Here is an 18,999-nt window from a genome sequence, read left to right on the forward strand (position 1 = left end):
AAAGCTTCTAAAAATTAAGCTTTAGGCGCAATACGACCATAGAAAATGCCTCTGACTTTTACTTCTTCAGGATCTTCAGCGCCTAAGTCAGTAGCAGAAGGTTGTTCACTTTCAAATACTCCTGCGATCTCACCTGTTTCTTGATCAACTTTAGTGATCTTTAAAGACATTTCACCAACGCCAGTGACTAATTGTTTAACATTAGCACGGGTTAACTCGTTAGCATCTGATCCAGCAGGAAGGGCTACCGCATTATCATAACCACTAGCCGTCCCTCTGGCTTTAGGATCTAAAAATACCGCACCACGATAGGAAGGAACTTTAAATTTACCAGTAAAATCAGTAGAAGAATTAATTTCTAAAGGGCCGGGCTTAGTAGTAGCCACTAACTGTTTCATCGTGAATAAGAAAGGTACTTGTTCACCGCCGGGGAGTTGAATAGTGATAGCTTGGAAATCAATTCCATCTTCTTCTGTAAATTTAAGACTACCATCAGAAGCAACGCTAATAGTTCCGGCAACTTGATCAAGAGAAGATGTTTCTCTGGTGACAACTTTTCCGGGGATATATTCTGCGGCTTTGCGTTTATTGGCAGACTCCTCTTTAACAAAATATTCTTGTGGTTGTACACACAAGTTACTTAAGCGATATTCTTTCTCCGCTTCTAGTTGAATAGTTCCACGCACTGTATCAGCTAGTTGAGGGCAAACATTGGCTAAACCAGTATTAACGATCTGATCGTAGGTTAGTTGATCTCTACTTAAACTGTTAGCAGGAGTGCTACAAGCCGTTAACACAGCTAAACAGAAGGCGAAAAAAGTAACAATTAAGGCACGATATCTCATGATTGATCTGATTGGGTTTATTATATTTAACTGATAGTTTTTTTGTTAACAATAGTTAACAATATACTGTAATCAGGGATCACAGTCTCTCTAACCACTCAAAGTCTCAACAAAAGTTCATATTTAGTTAAAATACAACTTTAGGTGATCGGTTATTTTGTTTATTATCTAATACAACGTCCTTAACTTAAGAATCATCGTATAACTTTAGAATATTTATATCAAATTATGTCAATCAACGAAAATCAAAATTTACTACAAACCTCTTTAAATGAGCTTAAACAACAGTTTTTGGCTTTGGCCAATGGCTGTGATGATGATCTATGGCAAATATTATTGATCCTGCGATCGCTCGAGGAAATACACCGAGACATAAGAGAAGAACTTTTTGAGCCTTCTTTGCCTAATAACCGTCAAAAACTGTATCAATTATTAAAAGAAATTGATGAGTCTGGAGGCTGGCCTTATATTCCCCGCATGAGGTTACAAGAATTTTTTATTAATTATGAAAAAATGGAAGAATAAGTTTTTGTCATTGGTCATTTGTGGGAATAGTTTAACACTTATTGATCTTATCTTGATTTATAAAATGGAATCTAAAAAACTTATTTGTTAATCACAAATAACCAATAATGAATAATAATTTACCACAAACAAAACAAACAGCTATTATTATTGGAGCAGGGCCTACAGGTAATTTAATGGCCATTTTATTGGCTCAAAGGGGTTGGCAAGTTAAGGTTTATGAAAAAAGAGAAAATTATCAATTTTTTCAATCATCTTTAACTAGAAAAAGTTATAATATTATCCTTTCCCCTAGAGGCTTAAAAGCTTTAGAAAAGGCTCAAGTTAAACTTTCTGAGTCACAAATTGTCATTTTAGAAGGTAATGTTAGACATGGTTTAAAAACCGTCAAAAAAAGCAAAGCTTTTACCAAAAATGTTTCCATTAAACGTAATATTTTAGCCCAATCTTTATACACCGAAGCCCAAACTAAATATGCTCAAGAAATTGAGCATTATTTTTCCCACGAATTAATTAATATTGATTTTGATCAAAAAATTGCCACTCTACAAAATCTCGATCAAGAAATAAGCACCCCTTTTGATTTATTAATAGGTGCGGATGGTGTTTTTAGTAAAGTTAGAGCAATTATGAAGGAAAAAATAAGCGGTTTTTCCTATCAACAAAATTGTGATAATATGATGTTTAAAATTTGTCAGTTAGGAGAAGCAAAAAATTTAATTAATGGGCAAGAAAGTTGGGGAAAATGTTTTCATGTTTGGTATCAAACCCATCCTTTAACTATCGCCGCTCCCCCCGATCCCGATGGCACATTAACGGCCGTTTTAATTATGCCAGAAAAAGGGGAAAAAACTTTTAATAATCTCAAAACTCATGAAGATATTGAACATTTATTTAAGTCAACTTTTCCCGATATTTTTAGTAATAAAACTATCCCTTTAGAGTTTAGTAAATATATTTTAGATCAAAAAACATCCTATGGAGGTTTTACCACTATTTGCAGTCAATTTGATGTTAAAAATTGTGCCGTTTTAATAGGTGATGCTGGCCATTCGATCTGGGCTTCTTTAGGGCAGGGCTGTAATACTGCTTTAGAAAGTTGTGGGGTTTTTGCTGATATTTTAGATCAACATAATCAAGATATAACAAAAGCTTTACCTGAATATACTAAAATTAGAAAACCTCAAACTGATGAGATTGCTAGACTTTCAGAAATTGGTTTTAGTAACAATAAAAGGGCGAGTAATACTTTATTTATTTTTAAAATGATCCTGCTTTCTTTCTTAAATAAACTACTACCTTTTATCTTTAAAAAACCTGCTTTAATGATGATTAATAATCCTGAAATTAATTTTAAAGATCTTGGCATTTTGCAGAAAAAACAGGATCAACAATTATTATTAATTTTTCTAGTTTTTATCATATCTATTTTTTATTTTTTATCTAAGTTATTTATGATACCATTTTGATAAAGAAATTTTTGCCCTATACAAAGTCTGCCTTCGCAGACAGGCTTCATTTTTATAGCATAAGGCTTTAGCCTTAATGAAATAATCTAATGACTAATGATCAATTTTTACAAATTCTTAAACAAGAAAAAGTTATTGCCGTGATCAGAGCCAATGATGTTGATCTGGCTTTACAAATGGCCATCGCAGTGGCTCAAGGTGGAATTAATTTAATTGAAATAACTTGGAATAGTCATAATCCCTCTGAAATAATCAAACAATTAACTTTTAAATTACCTAAATGCTTGATTGGAACAGGAACAATTTTAACAGAAAACGATTTAACTAATGCAATTAATTCATCCGTAAAATTTATTTTTACTCCCCATCTTAATCTTAATTTAATCAAAAAAGCTCATCACTATCAAATTCCCATCATTCCGGGGGCTTTAACTCCCACAGAAATCATCAACGCTTGGCAAATGGGCGTAACAGCCGTTAAAATATTCCCGATCGCCTCGGTGGGGGGGGCAAACTATCTCAAAAATTTAAGATCACCCCTTGGTGATCTGCCCCTGATCCCCACGGGAGGCGTAACGGTAGAGAATGCCCCAGAATTGATCAAGGCCGGTGCGATCGCAGTTGGCTTAGGAGGAAACTTATTTCCAAAAACATTAATTCAAGAAAAAAATTGGGAAGCAATTACAAAAATTGCAACAAAACTTAAAGAATCTTTGCAATAAAAAAATCATAATTTGTCAAAATCAAGATGTGTGTATAATAATAAGAAATATGATCAATTCAAACCCTACATATTAATCAACAGGGAATTGCATCTTACTAAAATAAAACAAATTGTTGTAATTTTCGTCTGATCTAGGTATCAAAGAAAAACAAAAATTTTGAACAAAAGTTTTGTAAAAATCCTTCAAACTCTGTGAGGTTGATCACTTATGAAATATCATTATCAAAACATAGGAAAAGTGTTAACCAGTCTATCATTAATCATTACAGGTATAACTTTCAATCATCTTGCCACCCCTGTTATGGCCGATCAAATAACAGCGATGAATACCAATGTGATGGAACAAAGAATGACAGAATTAAGACAAGCTCAACAGCGTTGGATTGAAATTAATCTGACCACTCAAAGATTAATCGCATGGGAAGGTAATAGATCCGTCTATGGAATTTTAGTATCCACCGGAAGAGACGAAACGCCAACCTTTCCGGGCGTTTTTACCATTCAACAAAAAAGACCAGTCGATCGGATGGTTGGAGAGGATTATGATGTGCCGGATGTGCCTTTTGTGATGTATTATCATTCTGGTTATGCCATACATGGAGCTTATTGGCATCACAATTTTGGCACACAAATGAGTCATGGTTGTACAAATGTAGCCGTTGATCATGCCGAATGGTTATTTAATTGGGCAAGTATTGGCACTCCTGTGGTCATCCATTATTAGACTTTTGACCTAAGTTAAGTAATAAGTAATAAATAGTCAATTATTAAGTAAAAAAATTGACTCAAACAATATCATACAAAATAGTCATATTTGTTATAATTAAGTTTGTAAATATCGCAAAAAACAAAATATGGCTTTAATCACAACAGGTAAAAAATTTATTCGTGAACTTGAGTCTTCTGGTGCTTTAGGGGTTTACTGTCCCTTAGAAGGCGGTTATGAGGGGCGTTATCAACGCCGTTTACGCGCGGCCGGTTATACTACTTTTAGTTTAACTGCACGGGGTTTAGGTGATTTAAGTGCTTATTTAATGGGTATTCACGGGGTACGCCCTCCCCACTTAGGGAAAAAAAATATTGGTCAAGAAGCAATGGTGGGTCAAGTTCATTTTGTTCCGCCGATCGCAGGTTATCAATTGGAAAATTTACCCACTAAATCTAAGGGTTTGGTATTATGGATCATTGAAGGTTATGTTTTAGACCTTCAAGAAAGGGAATATTTAGTTAATTTAACACAACAAGAACCACGTTTAAAAGTCGTTTTAGAATTAGGCGGCGATCGCACTTTTACTTGGCAGTCATTAAGTAAAACTTTAATTGCGGCTTAAATGATTTTAACAATTGACAGTTATCCGTTGACAAAAAAACCAAGTTTAAGATCACACAAAAACTTGGTTTTTTAAATTACGATAAAATAGAGGTTTTAAGTAGAGACGTAATATATTACGTCTCTACAAACTGAATTTTAGCCTCCAGCAACGGCCGGAACAATACTAACTTCAAAATTATCCTCAAGAACAGTCTCAACACCTTCTAAAAAGCGGATGTCTTCGCTATTAACATAAATATTTAAAAAGCGGCGAGGATTGCCATTTTCATCACAGAGACGCTCTTTGATTCCCTTAAAATTTTCTTCTAAAGAATCTAATAATTCTTTGATATTACTAGCTTGACATTCAACTGTCGCAAGGTTATTAGTATATTTTTGTAAGGGTGTAGGAATTAATACTTTAACAGCCATTTTTTTATAACAATAATCAAAATAAAGGACAAATTTAGACAAAAAAACTTTCGATTGTTTATTTTTATTTAAACAAACATTTTGTTTTTTTGATTTGATGGTTAAGGGTTTAAACTGGTTCAATTTAAACCCTATAGACAAGCAAGTTTTAAAGTTACACTTTTAAAGTTTACTTTCAAACTAAAACTTGTTTCCATTCTAATCTTTCTAAAGTTTTAGCACGTTCTAAGGCTTGAGTAAAACTTGCTAAGTTAGCTTCAATGGTTAGGGGTTCACCCACATAACCTTGTACAGCTTCTTGAGTTTTTAAGCCGTTTCCGGTGATATAAACAACGGTTTTTTCTTCGGGATCAATTTTACCTGCTTCAACTAATTTTTTCAGCACAGCGATGGTTGTACCTCCGGCGGTTTCGGTGAAAATACCTTCAGTTTCCGCTAACAGTTTAATCCCTTCAACAATTTCCGCATCGCTTACAGACTCAATATTTCCGCCTGTTTTCTTAGCGGTTTCTAGTGCATAAATACCATCGGCCGGATTACCGATCGCAATAGACTTGGCGATCGTGTTAGGCTTAACAGGTGTCACAAAATCTCTTTCTTCTTGGAAAGCTTTAGCGATGGGGGAACAGCCCTCAGCTTGTGCTCCACTGAAACGGACTTTTTTACCTTCCACTAAGCCAACTTTGACAAATTCTTCAAAACCTTTGTAAATCTTAGTATAAAGTGAACCAGACGCTAAAGGTGCCACAATATGATCGGGTAATTCCCAACCTAACTGCTCGATCACTTCATAACCAAGGGTTTTAGAACCTTCAGAATAGTAGGGACGTAAATTAATATTCACAAAGCCCCAACCGTGAGTATTTGCCACTTCACAACATAAACGGTTAACTTGATCGTAGTTGCCTTCCACCGCCATTAAAGTGGGATCATAGATTAAAGTACCTAAAACCTTACCCGCTTCTAAGTCAGAGGGAATGAAAACACAACAGTCAAGCCCCGCATGGGCGGCGATCGCTGCGGTAGAATTAGCTAGGTTGCCTGTACTAGCACAGGAAACGGTAGTAAAACCTAACTCTTTGGCACGAGTTAAAGCCACAGACACCACTCGATCTTTAAAACTTAAAGTGGGCATATTAACCGCATCGTTTTTAATGTAAAGATTTTTGAGACCTAAACGACGGGCTAAACGATTAGACTTAACAAGAGGAGTCATCCCAGTACCCACATCAATGGGGTTTTCCGTTTCCACAGGTAAAAATTCACGATAACGCCAGATCGAGTTAGGGCCAGCTTCAATGGTTTGGCGAGTAACACGCCGCCGGATCTCATCATAGTTATAACTAACTTCTAAAGGCCCGAAACAAAATTCACATACATGAGTTGCGCCGGGGGCGTATTCGGCTTCACATTCTTTACAAACTAATTTATCGAAGGTGTAAGCCTTGCCAGTGGAAAGTTGAGTAGTTAATGCCTGTGTCATAAAATTTGTTACCTCTTGTTTAATCTTTATCGTTGCAATTGATACTAACATCGCTGATTTTTGTTGTCAACAATACCCGACTTTTTTTGTCGGGATTAGAAATCGTTGAAGGGGCAACGATTGTTCACCCCTAATTGATGGAGATAAGCAGAATTTAAGCCGGATAAATTCTTAAACGGCAGTTAGGTTCTTCTCCAAAAGTATCACATTGTAAACGGTAATGCTCAATTAACTCATATTGCATTCTTCTGACTTTTTCTGAGCGGGGCAATAATTCAACGGGTTGACCCGTAGGTAATACAACCTGTTCCACCGCCAACCGAGCTTCCTCTAAAGCCTCTAATTCGTCATTGTTACGATTACGAGTTAATAAACTGAGTTCTTTTTGATCCGGTACGATGGGATCATCAATTTTTAATAACCTTCTCAAAGCCCTTGTGATCTGGGGAATACTATTAGACTTAATGCCGTAAACGGGCAATTGATGGACTTTCACGATTTGTCTTAACTTAGCATCTTTTTTGATCTGCGATCGCAAAGCAATCACCGCATCCGCACTTTTAACTTCATTAGTTAAAATAATCGGAAAATTTAAAATTTCAATTACCTCTTGTAACTGAGGACGACTAACTCCATAGGCATATAATTTAAGAGGGAATTCTCCATTATTGTGCCATTCAAAATCCTGATCCATTAAATCTTGAGTATGCCAAGATTGGGTCAATAAACGCTCAAAATCTTGATGTTTAGGGGATTGGGCTGATTTAGGGGAAATGGGGGCTAAAGGTAGCATCTTGCCCTTATTAGACCATCCCCCTTGATACATGGGAGTGGAGATGATGGGACTTTCATCTTGATAATTTTGAGCCACATTGACGGGATTTTCCGTGGTAATTTTCACCACCCCTTCATCGCTAATGGTGCGCACCTGTAACGGTGGCTGATGATTGCGCAACAGTTGATCCACCGTTTGAGCCACCTGCTCATGAACTACCCATTTTTGACGCTCTAACATTTCCACGGCGATCGCAAAAGTAGGGGGTGCTTTGCGCTCTAAAACAGTCTTTTGTGAGCCTCGTCTTCTGGCCTCATCATCCCCCAAAGTTACCGCTTGAATACCGCCGATCAGATCCGCAAGGGTAGGATTTTTAATTAAATTAGCCAATTGATTACCGTGAGCCGTTCCCACAAGCTGAACCCCTCTCTCGGCAATAGTTCTGGCCGCCTGTGCCTCTAACTCAGTGCCGATTTCATCAATCACGATCACCTCTGGAGTATGATTTTCCACCGCCTCGATCATCACCTGATGTTGTAACTCAGGCCGTGCCACTTGCATCCTTCTTGCCCTGCCAATGGCCGGGTGGGGAATATCCCCATCTCCGGCGATTTCGTTAGAAGTATCAATAATCACGACTCGTTTTTTGAGATCATCGGCTAAAACCCTTGCAATCTCCCGTAAAGCGGTAGTTTTACCCACCCCCGGACGACCTAACAAGAGGATAGATTGACCTGTTTCCACCAAATCACGAATCATGGTAATTGTACCAAAAACGGCACGGCCGATGCGACAAGTTAGACCGATAATCTCTCCACTGCGATTACGGATGGCACTGATGCGGTGTAAAGTGCGCTCGATCCCACCCCGATTATCTCCGCTAAACGTGCCGACTTGTTCAACACATTGCTTAATTTCTTCTTTGGTTACGGGATTTTCACTTAAATAGCTAACTTCATCGGGGAAACGGGCTTCTGGTAATCTACCTAAATCTAAAATTACTTCAATTAATTGGTCTTTTTTCGGATGATTTTCAATATTATTTTTGATAGAAATAGGTAAGATTTCCAATAATTTATTGAGATCGTCAGTAATTTGTCTACGGTGGGCGGGGATTTTTTCAAGCATAAATTATGATTTAAAAATATAAATGTTGTTAGTTGGGGGAAAAACAATCATGCAATTTTTGTGTGGTATGGTAGTTATGATAAGCAAAAATCAAAAAAGATGTCAAGATTTTGGCTTAAGCCGTCAATAAAATAAAGTCATCTCTGCTTTTGTTATTGGTAACAAGACTTTAACAGTCTTTTTTCTAATAATTGATTTTCTAATAATTGATCTGCTCCAAGGGATTTAGGATTGGTATATTAACTTTAAACTGGTGGAAAATTAGCAAATAAAATTAAAGAAAAGAGGGAGTTTCTCTTTAACTAAAGTGCTTAAATGATCAATATTATAATTTATTTTGATCAGATAATTAACCATTAGTTAATTAGTTTTAAAAACGGCAAAATGGGCAAAACTAAAAAAATTTTTTTGTTATTTTCAAGCCTCTACTTTTAACTAGAGATCATTGTCAATTGTCAATTTTTTTGAAATTTGAGACCTTATTGGTTACAATAGAAATTCATTAAATTATATTTCAGTGCTAAAAGTTAGACGAATGGGTAGAGTAGTAGGAATTGATCTCGGTACAACTAATTCCGTTGTGGCTATTATGGAAGGCGGAAAACCAGTGGTTATTGCCAATGCAGAAGGCACTAGAACCACTCCCTCTGTGGTAGGCTTTAATAAAGATGGTGAATTATTAGTCGGTCAAATGGCAAGACGACAAACGGTTTTAAACCCCCAAAATACTTTTTATGGGATTAAAAGATTTATGGGGCGTAAATATGGGGAGTTACAGCCAGAGTCAAAGCGGGTGGCTTATACAATTCGGCGTGATGATATTGGTAATATTAAAATTCGTTGTCCCCGTTTAAAAAAGGAATTTTCCCCTGAAGAAGTATCGGCTTTTATTTTAAGAAAGTTAGCTGAAGAAGCGGAACGCTATTTAGGTGAAGAAGTAACGGGCGCGGTGATCACGGTGCCGGCCTATTTTAATGATACCCAAAGACAGGCCACCAGAGACGCAGGAAGAATCGCAGGTTTAGAAGTTTTACGCATCATTAATGAACCCACTGCCGCTTCTTTGGCTTATGGTTTAGAACAAAAATACAGTCAAACGATTTTAGTTTTTGACCTTGGAGGGGGTACTTTTGATGTATCGGTGTTAGAAGTGGGAGATGGAGTATTTGAGGTTAAGTCTACCAGTGGTGACACCCAGTTAGGGGGGGTTGATTTTGATAAAAGAATTGTAGACTGGTTAGCAGAAAAGTTTTTAGAGGCGGAAGGGATCGATCTACGTCAAGATCGCCAGTCGTTACAAAGGTTAATGGAAGCGGCGGAAAAGGCAAAAATTGAGCTTTCTGGGGTGACGGTGACGGAAATTAATTTACCTTTTATCACCGCTACCGATGAAGGGCCTAAACATATTGAAACACAGTTAGATCGCGCTACTTTTGAAAAGTTATGCGGTGATCTGGTCAGTCGTTTACGCCGCCCCATTAAAAGGGCTTTACAAGATGCTGGTTTAAGTCCAGTCCAAATAGATGAGGTGGTTTTAGTAGGGGGATCAAGTCGCATCCCAATGGTACAGGGGTTGGTGCGCAGTTTTATTGATAAACAACCTAATCAAAATGTTAACCCTGATGAAGTGGTGGCGGTGGGTGCGGCTATTCAGGCCGCAGTCTTAGGGGGAGAAATTAAGGATATTTTATTATTAGATGTTACGCCCCTTTCCCTTGGTTTAGAGACCATCGGCGGTGTGACTAAAAAATTAATTCCCCGTAATACTACCATTCCCGTCAGAAGATCGGATATTTTCTCCACTTCTGACAATAATCAAACTTTAGTGGAGATCCATGTGGTACAAGGGGAAAGGGAAATGGCTAGTGATAACAAGTCTTTAGGCCGTTTCAAGTTAACGGGTATTCCCCCTGCTCCCAGAGGCATCCCCCAGATCCAAGTGTCTTTTGATATTGATGCTAATGGTATTTTACAGGTATCGGCTTTAGATAAAACTACGGGTAGGGAACAAAGAATAACGGTTCAAGGTACTTCTACTTTAAGCGAAAATGAAATTAAACGCATGATCAACGATGCGGATCTATTTGCCCAAGATGATCGTCAACGCAGGGAAAGGGTAGAAAAACGCAATAAAGCCAAGGCTTTAACGGATCAAGCCCAAAGACGTTTAAAAGAAGTTACCCTTGATTTTGGTTCACAGTTTACCAGTTATTACCGTAGGCGCATTGATGTTTTATGTCAAGAATTATTAGATAGTTTGGAGCGCAATGATGAAAGAGCAATCGATCGCACTGAAGCGGATCTGCAAGATATTTTATATGAATTAAATCGAGAGGTGCGTTTACAATATGATGAGCAAAAAGAAGAAGGGTTTTTAGAAACTATTAAGAAAACCTTTTTAGGCGATGAGGATGAAGAAGATTTCGATCGTTATAATCCTCGTAATAATAATTATTCTCGCAATAATAATTATCGTTCTGATAACAATTATCGTCAAGATTTATCTAATAATAGTTATAACAGGGAAAAACCTACTAATCGTCCATCAACTCGTTCTTATTCAGAAGTCCCGCCCCGCCGTTCAACTTCTCAAAATTATCGTAATATTCCCCCTGAAAATGATTGGGATGAGGATGACGATTGGTTTTAAACCGTTACCAGTGAACAGTGACCAGTGAGCAGTAACCAGTGACCAGTGACCAGTGACCAGTGAACAGTGACCAGTGACCAATAACTAAGAACCAATAACTAAGAACCAATAATATGTCAAATGTTCAAAATTATTATGAAATTTTAGGAGTGCAAAAAAATGCCTCCCCTGAAGAAATTAAAAAGGCATTTCGCCGTCTCGCAAGGCGTTATCATCCCGATGTTAATCCGGGGGATAAAATCGCTGAGGAAAAATTTAAAAATATTAATGAGGCTTATGAGGTTCTTTCTGATTTGAACAAGCGATCGCAATATGATCAATTTAGCCGTTTATGGCAACAACAAGGCGGTAGTAAAAGAAAAGGCTCTACTGCTGATTTTACCCAAGTTGGGGAATTTAATAAATTTGTCGATCAAATCAGAAATAATGGCCGCACCACGACTCAAGAGCGTACCCGTATTCCCACTGACTACGCCCAAGCCTATCGTGAGGGAACAACTCGCCGAGAAAAAGTAGTTCGCCCTGCGCGCTCTTTCAAACGTGATATTGAGGCTAGATTAAGTTTACCCTTAGAAAAGGCTTATGTGGGGGGTCGGGAAAGAATACGCCTTGAAGATGGGCGATCGCTGGAAGTGGAAATGCCTCCGGCTATGGTTAACGGTCAAAAAATTCGCCTCAAAGAGCAGGGGGTGGAAGGGGGAGACCTCTATTTAATTATTACCGTTGCAAAACATCCTTTTTTTGAGTTACAGGGTTTTGATTTATTTTGTCAAGTGCCTATTACTCCCTGTGAGGCGATTTTAGGCGGTGCGATCGAAGTGCCAACTTTAGATGGTTTGGTGAAAATGACCGTGCCTAGTGGTGTTAATTCCGGCCAAAGATTAAGATTAGCTAATAAGGGTTATCCGAATGAAATCGGAAAAAGAGGTGATCAATTAGTAGAAATATTAGTAGTTATTCCTAAAAATATTACACCTCAAGAAAAAGAACTTTATGAACAAATTAGAAGTTTAGAACAATTTAAACCCCGTCAAGATCTCAATTGGCAAAGAAAACCCTCAACAATTGATAATTGACAATTATCAATGAATAATCAATCATGATTAATTATCATAACAGAAAAAACTTTTAATCATTAAAAATTTATTTATTTTAATATTATGGCTAATCAAAAAACAGGAATGTCACTTTTTCAAAAAATATTAATTTTAGCTTCTGGTGGTTTTTTCTTAGTTTCTACTGGTTCGGGTTTATTGGGAATGTTTAATAATGATCAGCAAACTAATCAAGCTCCAATATCACAGCAAAACGGCAAAAATCAAGTTTTAGAACAACAGGCGATGGGTTATGAAAAAGTTTTAGAAAAAGAGCCAAAAAATCAATTTGCTTTAGATGGTTTAATCAAAACTCGTGTAGAAATGAATGATCTTGATGGTTTACAAGCTCAAATAGAACGCTTAATTAAACTTTATCCAGATGAGCCTTCTTTTCAAGAAGTAATGAAGGCGATCGAGCAAGATCGTAAAGCAAATAGCCAACCCCAACCCACGCCAAACAAACAAAATCAATAATTAACTTAATTATAAATAATATATTTAATCTAAAGTTGATGATAAGAATTAAGCTAAATATTATTTTAAATTAGGCAATTTTTCCACACTTAAACGGGAAACTTGAGTAGTACCTGATAATAATTTTAATAATTGGGGACGGGGATCATATAATAAATAAATAATTTCATCATTTCCTCTCCATTGTTCAGAAGCTTTTACTATTTGTAATTTATCATCTCTTTTAACTAATAAAGGTAATAATTCCCCCTTATTAATTAAACTATCTAACTGTTTTTGTTCATTAGTTAAATTAGCTTCACTTAAGATAGTTTTACCAATTTTAATCTGTTTATCTTCCAGATAAGTATTCCATTTTTTAATAGAAACTTGGGTCATTAAAGCTGGATTAATTTTAGGATTAGTATTTTTATTATTATTAGTTTGATGGGGAAAAATTGCCAAAACTCTTGGCGGTTTAAATTCATCTATGGCGTGTTGAGCTAATACTAAATTTACCTCTCCATTATTGGTTAAAGCCACAAATGTTCCCATTGAATTAATACCTGCTTCCTCTAATATTTCCGCATCTAAACCACTACTTTGAAATACCTCTAAATTGTCTTTTCTGGCTTCTTCACAGGCTTTTTCATCCGTATCTATTAACACTACTGACTCCCCTTCACTCTGTAATAAACGGGCGATCGTTCTACTTAAAGGATTACAACCAATGATAACCGCTCCTGTTGCTTCTGAGGAGGTAATTTTTAATAATTTGGCCACCCATTTGGCCGTTAAACCTTGCACAAAAACCGTCATCATAATGGTTAGAAAAACTAAAGCTTTGATGGCATCTCCTCCATTGATCCCAGACTGGGTTAATAAAATGGCAAATAAAGAGGCAACGGAAGCCGAAACAATGCCTTTAGGCCCGATCCATGCAATAAATAATTTTTGTCGCCAATTTAAACTACTATTAAAAGTGCAACAAAATACGCTTAAAGGGCGCACAATTAACATTAAAATTAAGACGGTAAAAACACTACCCCAACCTAACGCAAAGATACTGGCAATGGACAGATCCGCCGCTAATAATATGAATAAAACCGACACACATAACACCGTTAACTGCCCTTTAAAACGCCTTAACATTCTTTCTTCGGGTAAAGAAGAAGCCCTTAAAATAATGCCGGCCGTCACCATAGCCATTAAGCCCGACTCCCTTACTTGCCATTGAGATAGGCCAAATAAACCCCAAACTCCCGCTAATACCACTAAATTTTTTAATTCTTCTGATAAAAATTTACTACTTTTGAGGAAAAAACTTAAAATAAAACCGCCGATCGCGCCGATGATCAAACCACTGCCCAAACGTAAGAATAAACCACTAACTATTTCCGTGGCCGTGGCATTAGCATTAATGATCGTATCTAAAACAACTACGGCAAGGATCGCACCAACGGGATCAATTAAAACCCCTTCCCCTTCTAAAATAGTCGCAACGGGGCGATCGACTTCCACCTGTTTTAATAAAGGGCTGATCACCGTAGGGCCAGTTACCACCACTAAAGAAGCATATAAAAACGCCAAAGCCCAAGGAAACTCCCCCAACCAGTGGGCGGCCATTCCCCCCCCTAAAAAGCTAATAAAAGCCCCGATCGTCACTAAATTACGCAAACTACCGGAAACCCGTCCTAACTCCCTTAATTGTAAATTTAAGCCACCTTCAAATAAAATAATCGCAACGGATAAAGCCACAATAACTTCCAAGCCGATCCCTAAGTCATGGGGATGTAAAATTTTGAGTAGATCTGATCCCAACAAAACACCAAATAAGAGTAAAAAAACAATACTTGGCACTTTCAAAAATTCGGCGATAACTTGTGCAGTAATTCCTGCGACAACAGTAATCACTATTTGTAATGTTAGGTCAAATGCTTCCATGATTTAAGACTGACTTGTGAAAATTTCATTTTAACCTGACTTTGAAAACACCTACTTTTTCTATAGGATCTTTTCAAAATTGGCTTAAAATTCTTTGCCCTAACTACCTCTAAAGTAGGGCTTTTGTTGACTAGGGAGATTTAGACAAAAAAGAAAAATAAAGTAAGTTATAATTTGTTCTTGTCTAGGAGTCATGTTAATTTTTTTTTGTCTAAAGTACCGTTATTTAAAATTATGATACCTAGATATTTTTACTTTGAATTAAGACTTGAAAACCACCTAAACCTTGGGGATCAATTAATTGATGTAATGCTTCTCTACGTTTAAATAATTCTTGAAGGTTAAATTGATTTGTTGATAATTGACTAAGGCGATCCCCTAAACCTAACGACATTAACCATAAAGCTTGTTTTGTTAAAGAAATATTGTTTAAACCTAATTGATTTCCCCACAATTCTAAAGCGGTAAAATTGACATGAGCAGTCACATCTTGTAACCCTAAATTAACATAAGGATTATCATGGTGATGGTGTTGATAATAACATTTTAAAGTGCCTTGATAGCGTTGGGGATGATAATATTTTTGACTAGAATAACCGTAATCAATTGTAATTAGATAACCTTTTTTTAGTTTATTATTAATAGTTTTTAACCAATCTTTAGCTAATAAATTAACTTCGGTGCGATAATTATGGGGATAGTGATCATCACTAAAAATAATCTGATTTAAATCAAAATAATCATTAATTTCTGGGGTAGATAAATCATCATAAATTTCTGTTAATTCACCTTGTTGTGATAAACTAACATAAATTTCTTTTAATTTTCCTTTATTATAAATAACCTGATGCACGGGAAAAGCATCTATTAATTCATTACTAAAAAAACAACCGATCAAAGAATTATTTTCTATTTCATCCCAATTTTTCCAGCTAATTTTTGATGAATTATGATTAATAATATTTTTTAAATTATCTTTTTGTAGATTAATTAAATTGGGAGAACTTTCTATAATAATATAGTTTAGAACTTCAAAAAAATCAGGATCATTCTGTTGTAAATAAGTTAAAATATCAGAAGCAAAAATTCCCGTACCTGCCCCCATTTCTACCAAAGTAAAAGTTTGAGGAGAGTTTAATTTTTCCCAAAATTGTTTAATTTGTTGTGCTACCAATTCTCCAAAATCTGAGCCAAGGGAGGAAGATGTAAAAAAATCACCTTTTTGACCAATTTTAATTTTTTCTGAATGATAATAACCTAGTTGTGGATCGTATAATAGATCATTCATATATTCAGCAAAGGTTATTCTTTGTTGAGGATTATTTTTTATTTTTGTGATAATTTTTTTTAAAAGGTTACTATTCATTGACTTAGGGAATAATTTAGGTTATAACTAATAACTAATAACCAATAATTAATAACTAAATTTTATTTTTTAGGTTCTTGTTTTGCCGTTTGATTAATTCTAACATCAACCACGCTTCCCTTGAAATTGTAGGTAGTTCCGTCTAATTCTAATACCGTACCCACTTTAACTTTTTGTTGGGCAAAAACTGCACCTTCCTCTGTAATTTGTGCATCACCTTCTAAAGTTATTAACATATCTTGAATAAAATTTAATTCAGGCCTTGGATCGTTTTTAGCAATAACTGAACCATCGGGTTGAGGTACGTTTGTAGTACGAGGTAATTGGACTACTTCTTTAATTTTTACTTGACTATAGGGCTGATTACGAATAATAATAGAAGTTTTTTTATTTTCCTTCATATCTTTCAATAAAGTTTCGGGATTTTTAACAGTTAATCCCCTCACTAATAAGTCTACTTCAATTTGCGTTGTATCTCCTATTTGCGCAACTGATCCTCCGGTAGTTCCGGGAATAAAAAAGATGCCAATAATCACTCCGAGAATGACTAAGGCCGCACCAAGATCAAAGACATTGATTAAACCAAAAATGCGCCCTTTAGAATCAATTATTTTCATAGTTTTTCTATTTTTAGGTTGTAACAATTAAAATAATAAATAAGACAATTATTATTATAGATCAAAATTTGACAATAATTTTTTTATTATCAATTATCAATTATCAATTGTTTATTAATACCTTTTATCAAATAAAGATGATAGAGATTGATGGCGGCGTAGATCCATTAATTGTGCTAAAGTTGGTGGTTTTTGATCTAAAGGGGTTTGTTCATCGGGGGTTAAAATAGTGACTTCTGGTTGATCATAATTGCGGTTTTTATTGGGCAAATAAGTTGTTTTTGTTTTTTTATTTTTTGGTTGTAATTTTTTGCTTTTTGGGTGAGGAGATTGAGGTTTTTTCTTTGGTTTTATAGGTTGATTTTGATTAAATTTTTCTAAAGGATAATTATTTTCTAAATATTGATCGCTTTGGTCTTGATAGGATAACATAAACCCATTAAATGGTTGATTATAATTATCTCTTAAATTTGTTAGTTGATGGCCTTGATTTTGATAATTTTGAGGCCAATTATTAACGGTTTTGGGAGTAGTTTTGATTTTTGTTTTCTTTTTAATTTTTGGTTTTTTTTGTTGTAATTTTTGAGCTAATGGTTTTAAAAAACTAGATATTGTTTGAAAACTATCAATAATAAATAGACGCATCCATAAAATCGGAAATAAGATTTTTTTGAGGATCAAACTTAGATATTTATTAACAATCTGTTTTTGTTTTGAAGGTAAAGATAAATATTTTAACCAAGCTGTGACGAATAATGAAACGATGGCACTACTAACAAAAATAGCCACAAAAATTAATAGGGGAAAATGATTAGATGGGAAAGAAAAATGGGATAAATGATCGGGGATTGGGGTAGTAATTTGAGGTGCGGGAAGGGGGGAAGGTGTTAATATTTGATGGGGTGCTGATGGGTTAATAATATTAGGATTAAGTAAATTTGGCTCAAATAATCCTTTGAGAGCGATCGTTGTAATAATTATCATTAATAATAACAGAATTAGGCCAAAACGAAATAAAAAAGAGGAAAGGGAAAAACGCTTAATTGATGATGAAGATGATGGAAAAATATTCATAGATGATTAATAAGAGATAATTTAATTAATAATACTTGTTACTTATTATTTTAGTTGGTTAAGAAGTCTAATTTTGGAAAACAAGGAATAATTCCTCCTGGATTTAAAGGAAATAAATTACCATAATAATCTTCATGTATTAGTTTTAAATCACAAGTTTGATTAATGGGTTTTAATTGATATAAATTTTTAACATAATTTCCTAAATATTGATAATCTTGAATCCTTTGACGACTACATTTAAACAAGCTATAATATACTAGATCAAATCTGATTAAAGTTGTAAATAAACCCACATCCGCTAAAGTTAAATTATCTCCACATAAATAGGTATTAATTTTTAAATTTTCTTCTATTTCATCTAAAGTTTCAAATAATTGATTACAAGCTTGATTATAGGCTATTTGAGTTTGGGCAAAACCACAACAATAAACACCATTATTAACAGAATGATAAATTTTTTTATTCCATTGATCAATTTGTTTTTTTAAATTTTCGGGATATAAATTTAGGTTAGGATTTTCTGCTAAATGATTAAATTGATCATTCAACATAATCATAATTTCTGAACTTTCATTATTAACAATAGTTTTTGTTTTTTTATCATATAAAACAGGCACGGTAAAACGGCCTGAATAATTAGGTTTTACCTCTTGATAAAGATTAGCTAAAGGGCGATTATTTTCCTCTGGAATAATCCAACCTCCAGCAATAGGATCGGCTTTAACTATGACAAGAGAAATCACTTTTTCTAATCCTTTTAAAGCTCTTACAATTAAAGTTCGATGCGCCCAAGGACACCCCATTCCAACATATAAAATATATCTATTTTTTTCCGGTAAATAAAGATTAGTTGAATCGGAATTAATCCAATTTTTAAATTGACTTTTTGGGCGTTGATAAGCACCTATTTGATTAGATGGGGCAAGATTTGACATCATTAAATGCCAGAAAGTTGTCCAAACATATTTGCCTAATTTGATAATAGTTTTAGGAGGTAAAGATTGTTTTTTCACTTTGAGTTTTGAGGGCTAATTAATTGTTAAATAGTGATAAAAAAAGCTATGATTTTATTAAACCGATCTAAATGTTCAGTAATTGTTAA

17 protein-coding genes are annotated in these 18,999 nt (G+C 35.1%); 8 read left to right on the forward strand and 9 right to left on the reverse strand.

Features of this window, described 5'->3' with window-relative positions:
• Nucleotides 1–14: 14 nt before the first annotated feature.
• The gene (psbO, locus tag Anndu_RS15725) at nt 15–845 is read right to left on the reverse strand and encodes a photosystem II manganese-stabilizing polypeptide (protein WP_464102092.1); all 831 of its coding nucleotides are present in this window, start codon (nt 843–845) and stop codon (nt 15–17) included.
• Between the two features lie 228 nt (nt 846–1,073).
• Between psbO and Anndu_RS15730 the strand changes: the two genes are divergently transcribed.
• The 5 genes from Anndu_RS15730 to ndhN all read left to right on the forward strand — a co-directional run bounded on the left by Anndu_RS15730 (nt 1,074) and on the right by ndhN (nt 4,894).
• The gene (locus Anndu_RS15730; protein WP_464102093.1) at nt 1,074–1,370 is read left to right on the forward strand and encodes a hypothetical protein; all 297 of its coding nucleotides are present in this window, start codon (nt 1,074–1,076) and stop codon (nt 1,368–1,370) included.
• A gap of 107 nt (nt 1,371–1,477) precedes the next feature.
• Entirely contained in the window at nt 1,478–2,839 is a 1,362-nt protein-coding gene (locus tag Anndu_RS15735) for an FAD-dependent oxidoreductase (RefSeq protein ID WP_464102094.1), read from the forward strand.
• An 89-nt stretch (nt 2,840–2,928) separates the two neighbouring features.
• On the forward strand, nt 2,929–3,561 hold the full coding sequence (locus Anndu_RS15740) for a bifunctional 4-hydroxy-2-oxoglutarate aldolase/2-dehydro-3-deoxy-phosphogluconate aldolase (protein ID WP_464102095.1): 633 nt from the start codon (nt 2,929–2,931) through the stop codon (nt 3,559–3,561).
• A gap of 210 nt (nt 3,562–3,771) precedes the next feature.
• The gene (locus tag Anndu_RS15745; protein ID WP_464102096.1) at nt 3,772–4,287 is read left to right on the forward strand and encodes a L,D-transpeptidase; all 516 of its coding nucleotides are present in this window, start codon (nt 3,772–3,774) and stop codon (nt 4,285–4,287) included.
• Between the two features lie 130 nt (nt 4,288–4,417).
• Entirely contained in the window at nt 4,418–4,894 is a 477-nt protein-coding gene (gene ndhN / locus Anndu_RS15750; RefSeq protein WP_464102097.1) for an NAD(P)H-quinone oxidoreductase subunit N, read from the forward strand.
• Nucleotides 4,895–5,031: 137 nt separating this feature from the next.
• Here ndhN and Anndu_RS15755 read toward each other — a convergent pair whose 3' ends face one another.
• The 3 genes from Anndu_RS15755 to Anndu_RS15765 form a co-directional block, all read right to left on the reverse strand.
• Nucleotides 5,032–5,307 (reverse strand): MoaD/ThiS family protein, encoded by a 276-nt coding sequence (locus Anndu_RS15755; protein ID WP_464102098.1) that lies wholly within the window; start codon nt 5,305–5,307, stop codon nt 5,032–5,034.
• A gap of 175 nt (nt 5,308–5,482) precedes the next feature.
• On the reverse strand, nt 5,483–6,790 hold the full coding sequence (thrC, locus tag Anndu_RS15760) for a threonine synthase (protein ID WP_464102099.1): 1,308 nt from the start codon (nt 6,788–6,790) through the stop codon (nt 5,483–5,485).
• A 154-nt stretch (nt 6,791–6,944) separates the two neighbouring features.
• The gene (locus tag Anndu_RS15765) at nt 6,945–8,693 is read right to left on the reverse strand and encodes an AAA family ATPase (RefSeq protein WP_464102100.1); all 1,749 of its coding nucleotides are present in this window, start codon (nt 8,691–8,693) and stop codon (nt 6,945–6,947) included.
• 535 nt (nt 8,694–9,228) lie between these two features.
• Between Anndu_RS15765 and dnaK the strand changes: the two genes are divergently transcribed.
• The 3 genes from dnaK to Anndu_RS15780 all read left to right on the forward strand — a co-directional run bounded on the left by dnaK (nt 9,229) and on the right by Anndu_RS15780 (nt 12,914).
• On the forward strand, nt 9,229–11,343 hold the full coding sequence (dnaK, locus tag Anndu_RS15770) for a molecular chaperone DnaK (RefSeq protein WP_464104128.1): 2,115 nt from the start codon (nt 9,229–9,231) through the stop codon (nt 11,341–11,343).
• Between the two features lie 113 nt (nt 11,344–11,456).
• On the forward strand, nt 11,457–12,419 hold the full coding sequence (locus Anndu_RS15775) for a DnaJ C-terminal domain-containing protein (RefSeq protein ID WP_464102101.1): 963 nt from the start codon (nt 11,457–11,459) through the stop codon (nt 12,417–12,419).
• Between the two features lie 84 nt (nt 12,420–12,503).
• Entirely contained in the window at nt 12,504–12,914 is a 411-nt protein-coding gene (locus Anndu_RS15780) for a hypothetical protein (RefSeq protein ID WP_464102102.1), read from the forward strand.
• A gap of 60 nt (nt 12,915–12,974) precedes the next feature.
• Here the strand turns inward: Anndu_RS15780 and Anndu_RS15785 are convergent, their stop codons facing one another.
• The 5 genes from Anndu_RS15785 to Anndu_RS15805 all read right to left on the reverse strand — a co-directional run bounded on the left by Anndu_RS15785 (nt 12,975) and on the right by Anndu_RS15805 (nt 18,910).
• Complete coding sequence (locus tag Anndu_RS15785) at nt 12,975–14,840, reverse strand: cation:proton antiporter (RefSeq protein WP_464104129.1); 1,866 nt, start codon at nt 14,838–14,840, stop codon at nt 12,975–12,977.
• A gap of 238 nt (nt 14,841–15,078) precedes the next feature.
• Nucleotides 15,079–16,203 (reverse strand): class I SAM-dependent methyltransferase, encoded by a 1,125-nt coding sequence (locus tag Anndu_RS15790; RefSeq protein ID WP_464102103.1) that lies wholly within the window; start codon nt 16,201–16,203, stop codon nt 15,079–15,081.
• 62 nt (nt 16,204–16,265) lie between these two features.
• Nucleotides 16,266–16,820 carry a DUF4330 domain-containing protein gene (locus Anndu_RS15795; protein ID WP_464102104.1) on the reverse strand — a complete coding sequence of 185 codons (555 nt, stop codon included), beginning with the start codon at nt 16,818–16,820 and terminating at the stop codon, nt 16,266–16,268.
• Nucleotides 16,821–16,934: 114 nt separating this feature from the next.
• The gene (locus tag Anndu_RS15800; protein WP_464102105.1) at nt 16,935–17,894 is read right to left on the reverse strand and encodes a hypothetical protein; all 960 of its coding nucleotides are present in this window, start codon (nt 17,892–17,894) and stop codon (nt 16,935–16,937) included.
• 50 nt (nt 17,895–17,944) lie between these two features.
• Nucleotides 17,945–18,910 (reverse strand): glutathione S-transferase family protein, encoded by a 966-nt coding sequence (locus Anndu_RS15805; RefSeq protein ID WP_464102106.1) that lies wholly within the window; start codon nt 18,908–18,910, stop codon nt 17,945–17,947.
• Nucleotides 18,911–18,999 lie beyond the last annotated feature (89 nt).

The organism is Annamia dubia NIES-4383 (assembly GCF_055394725.1).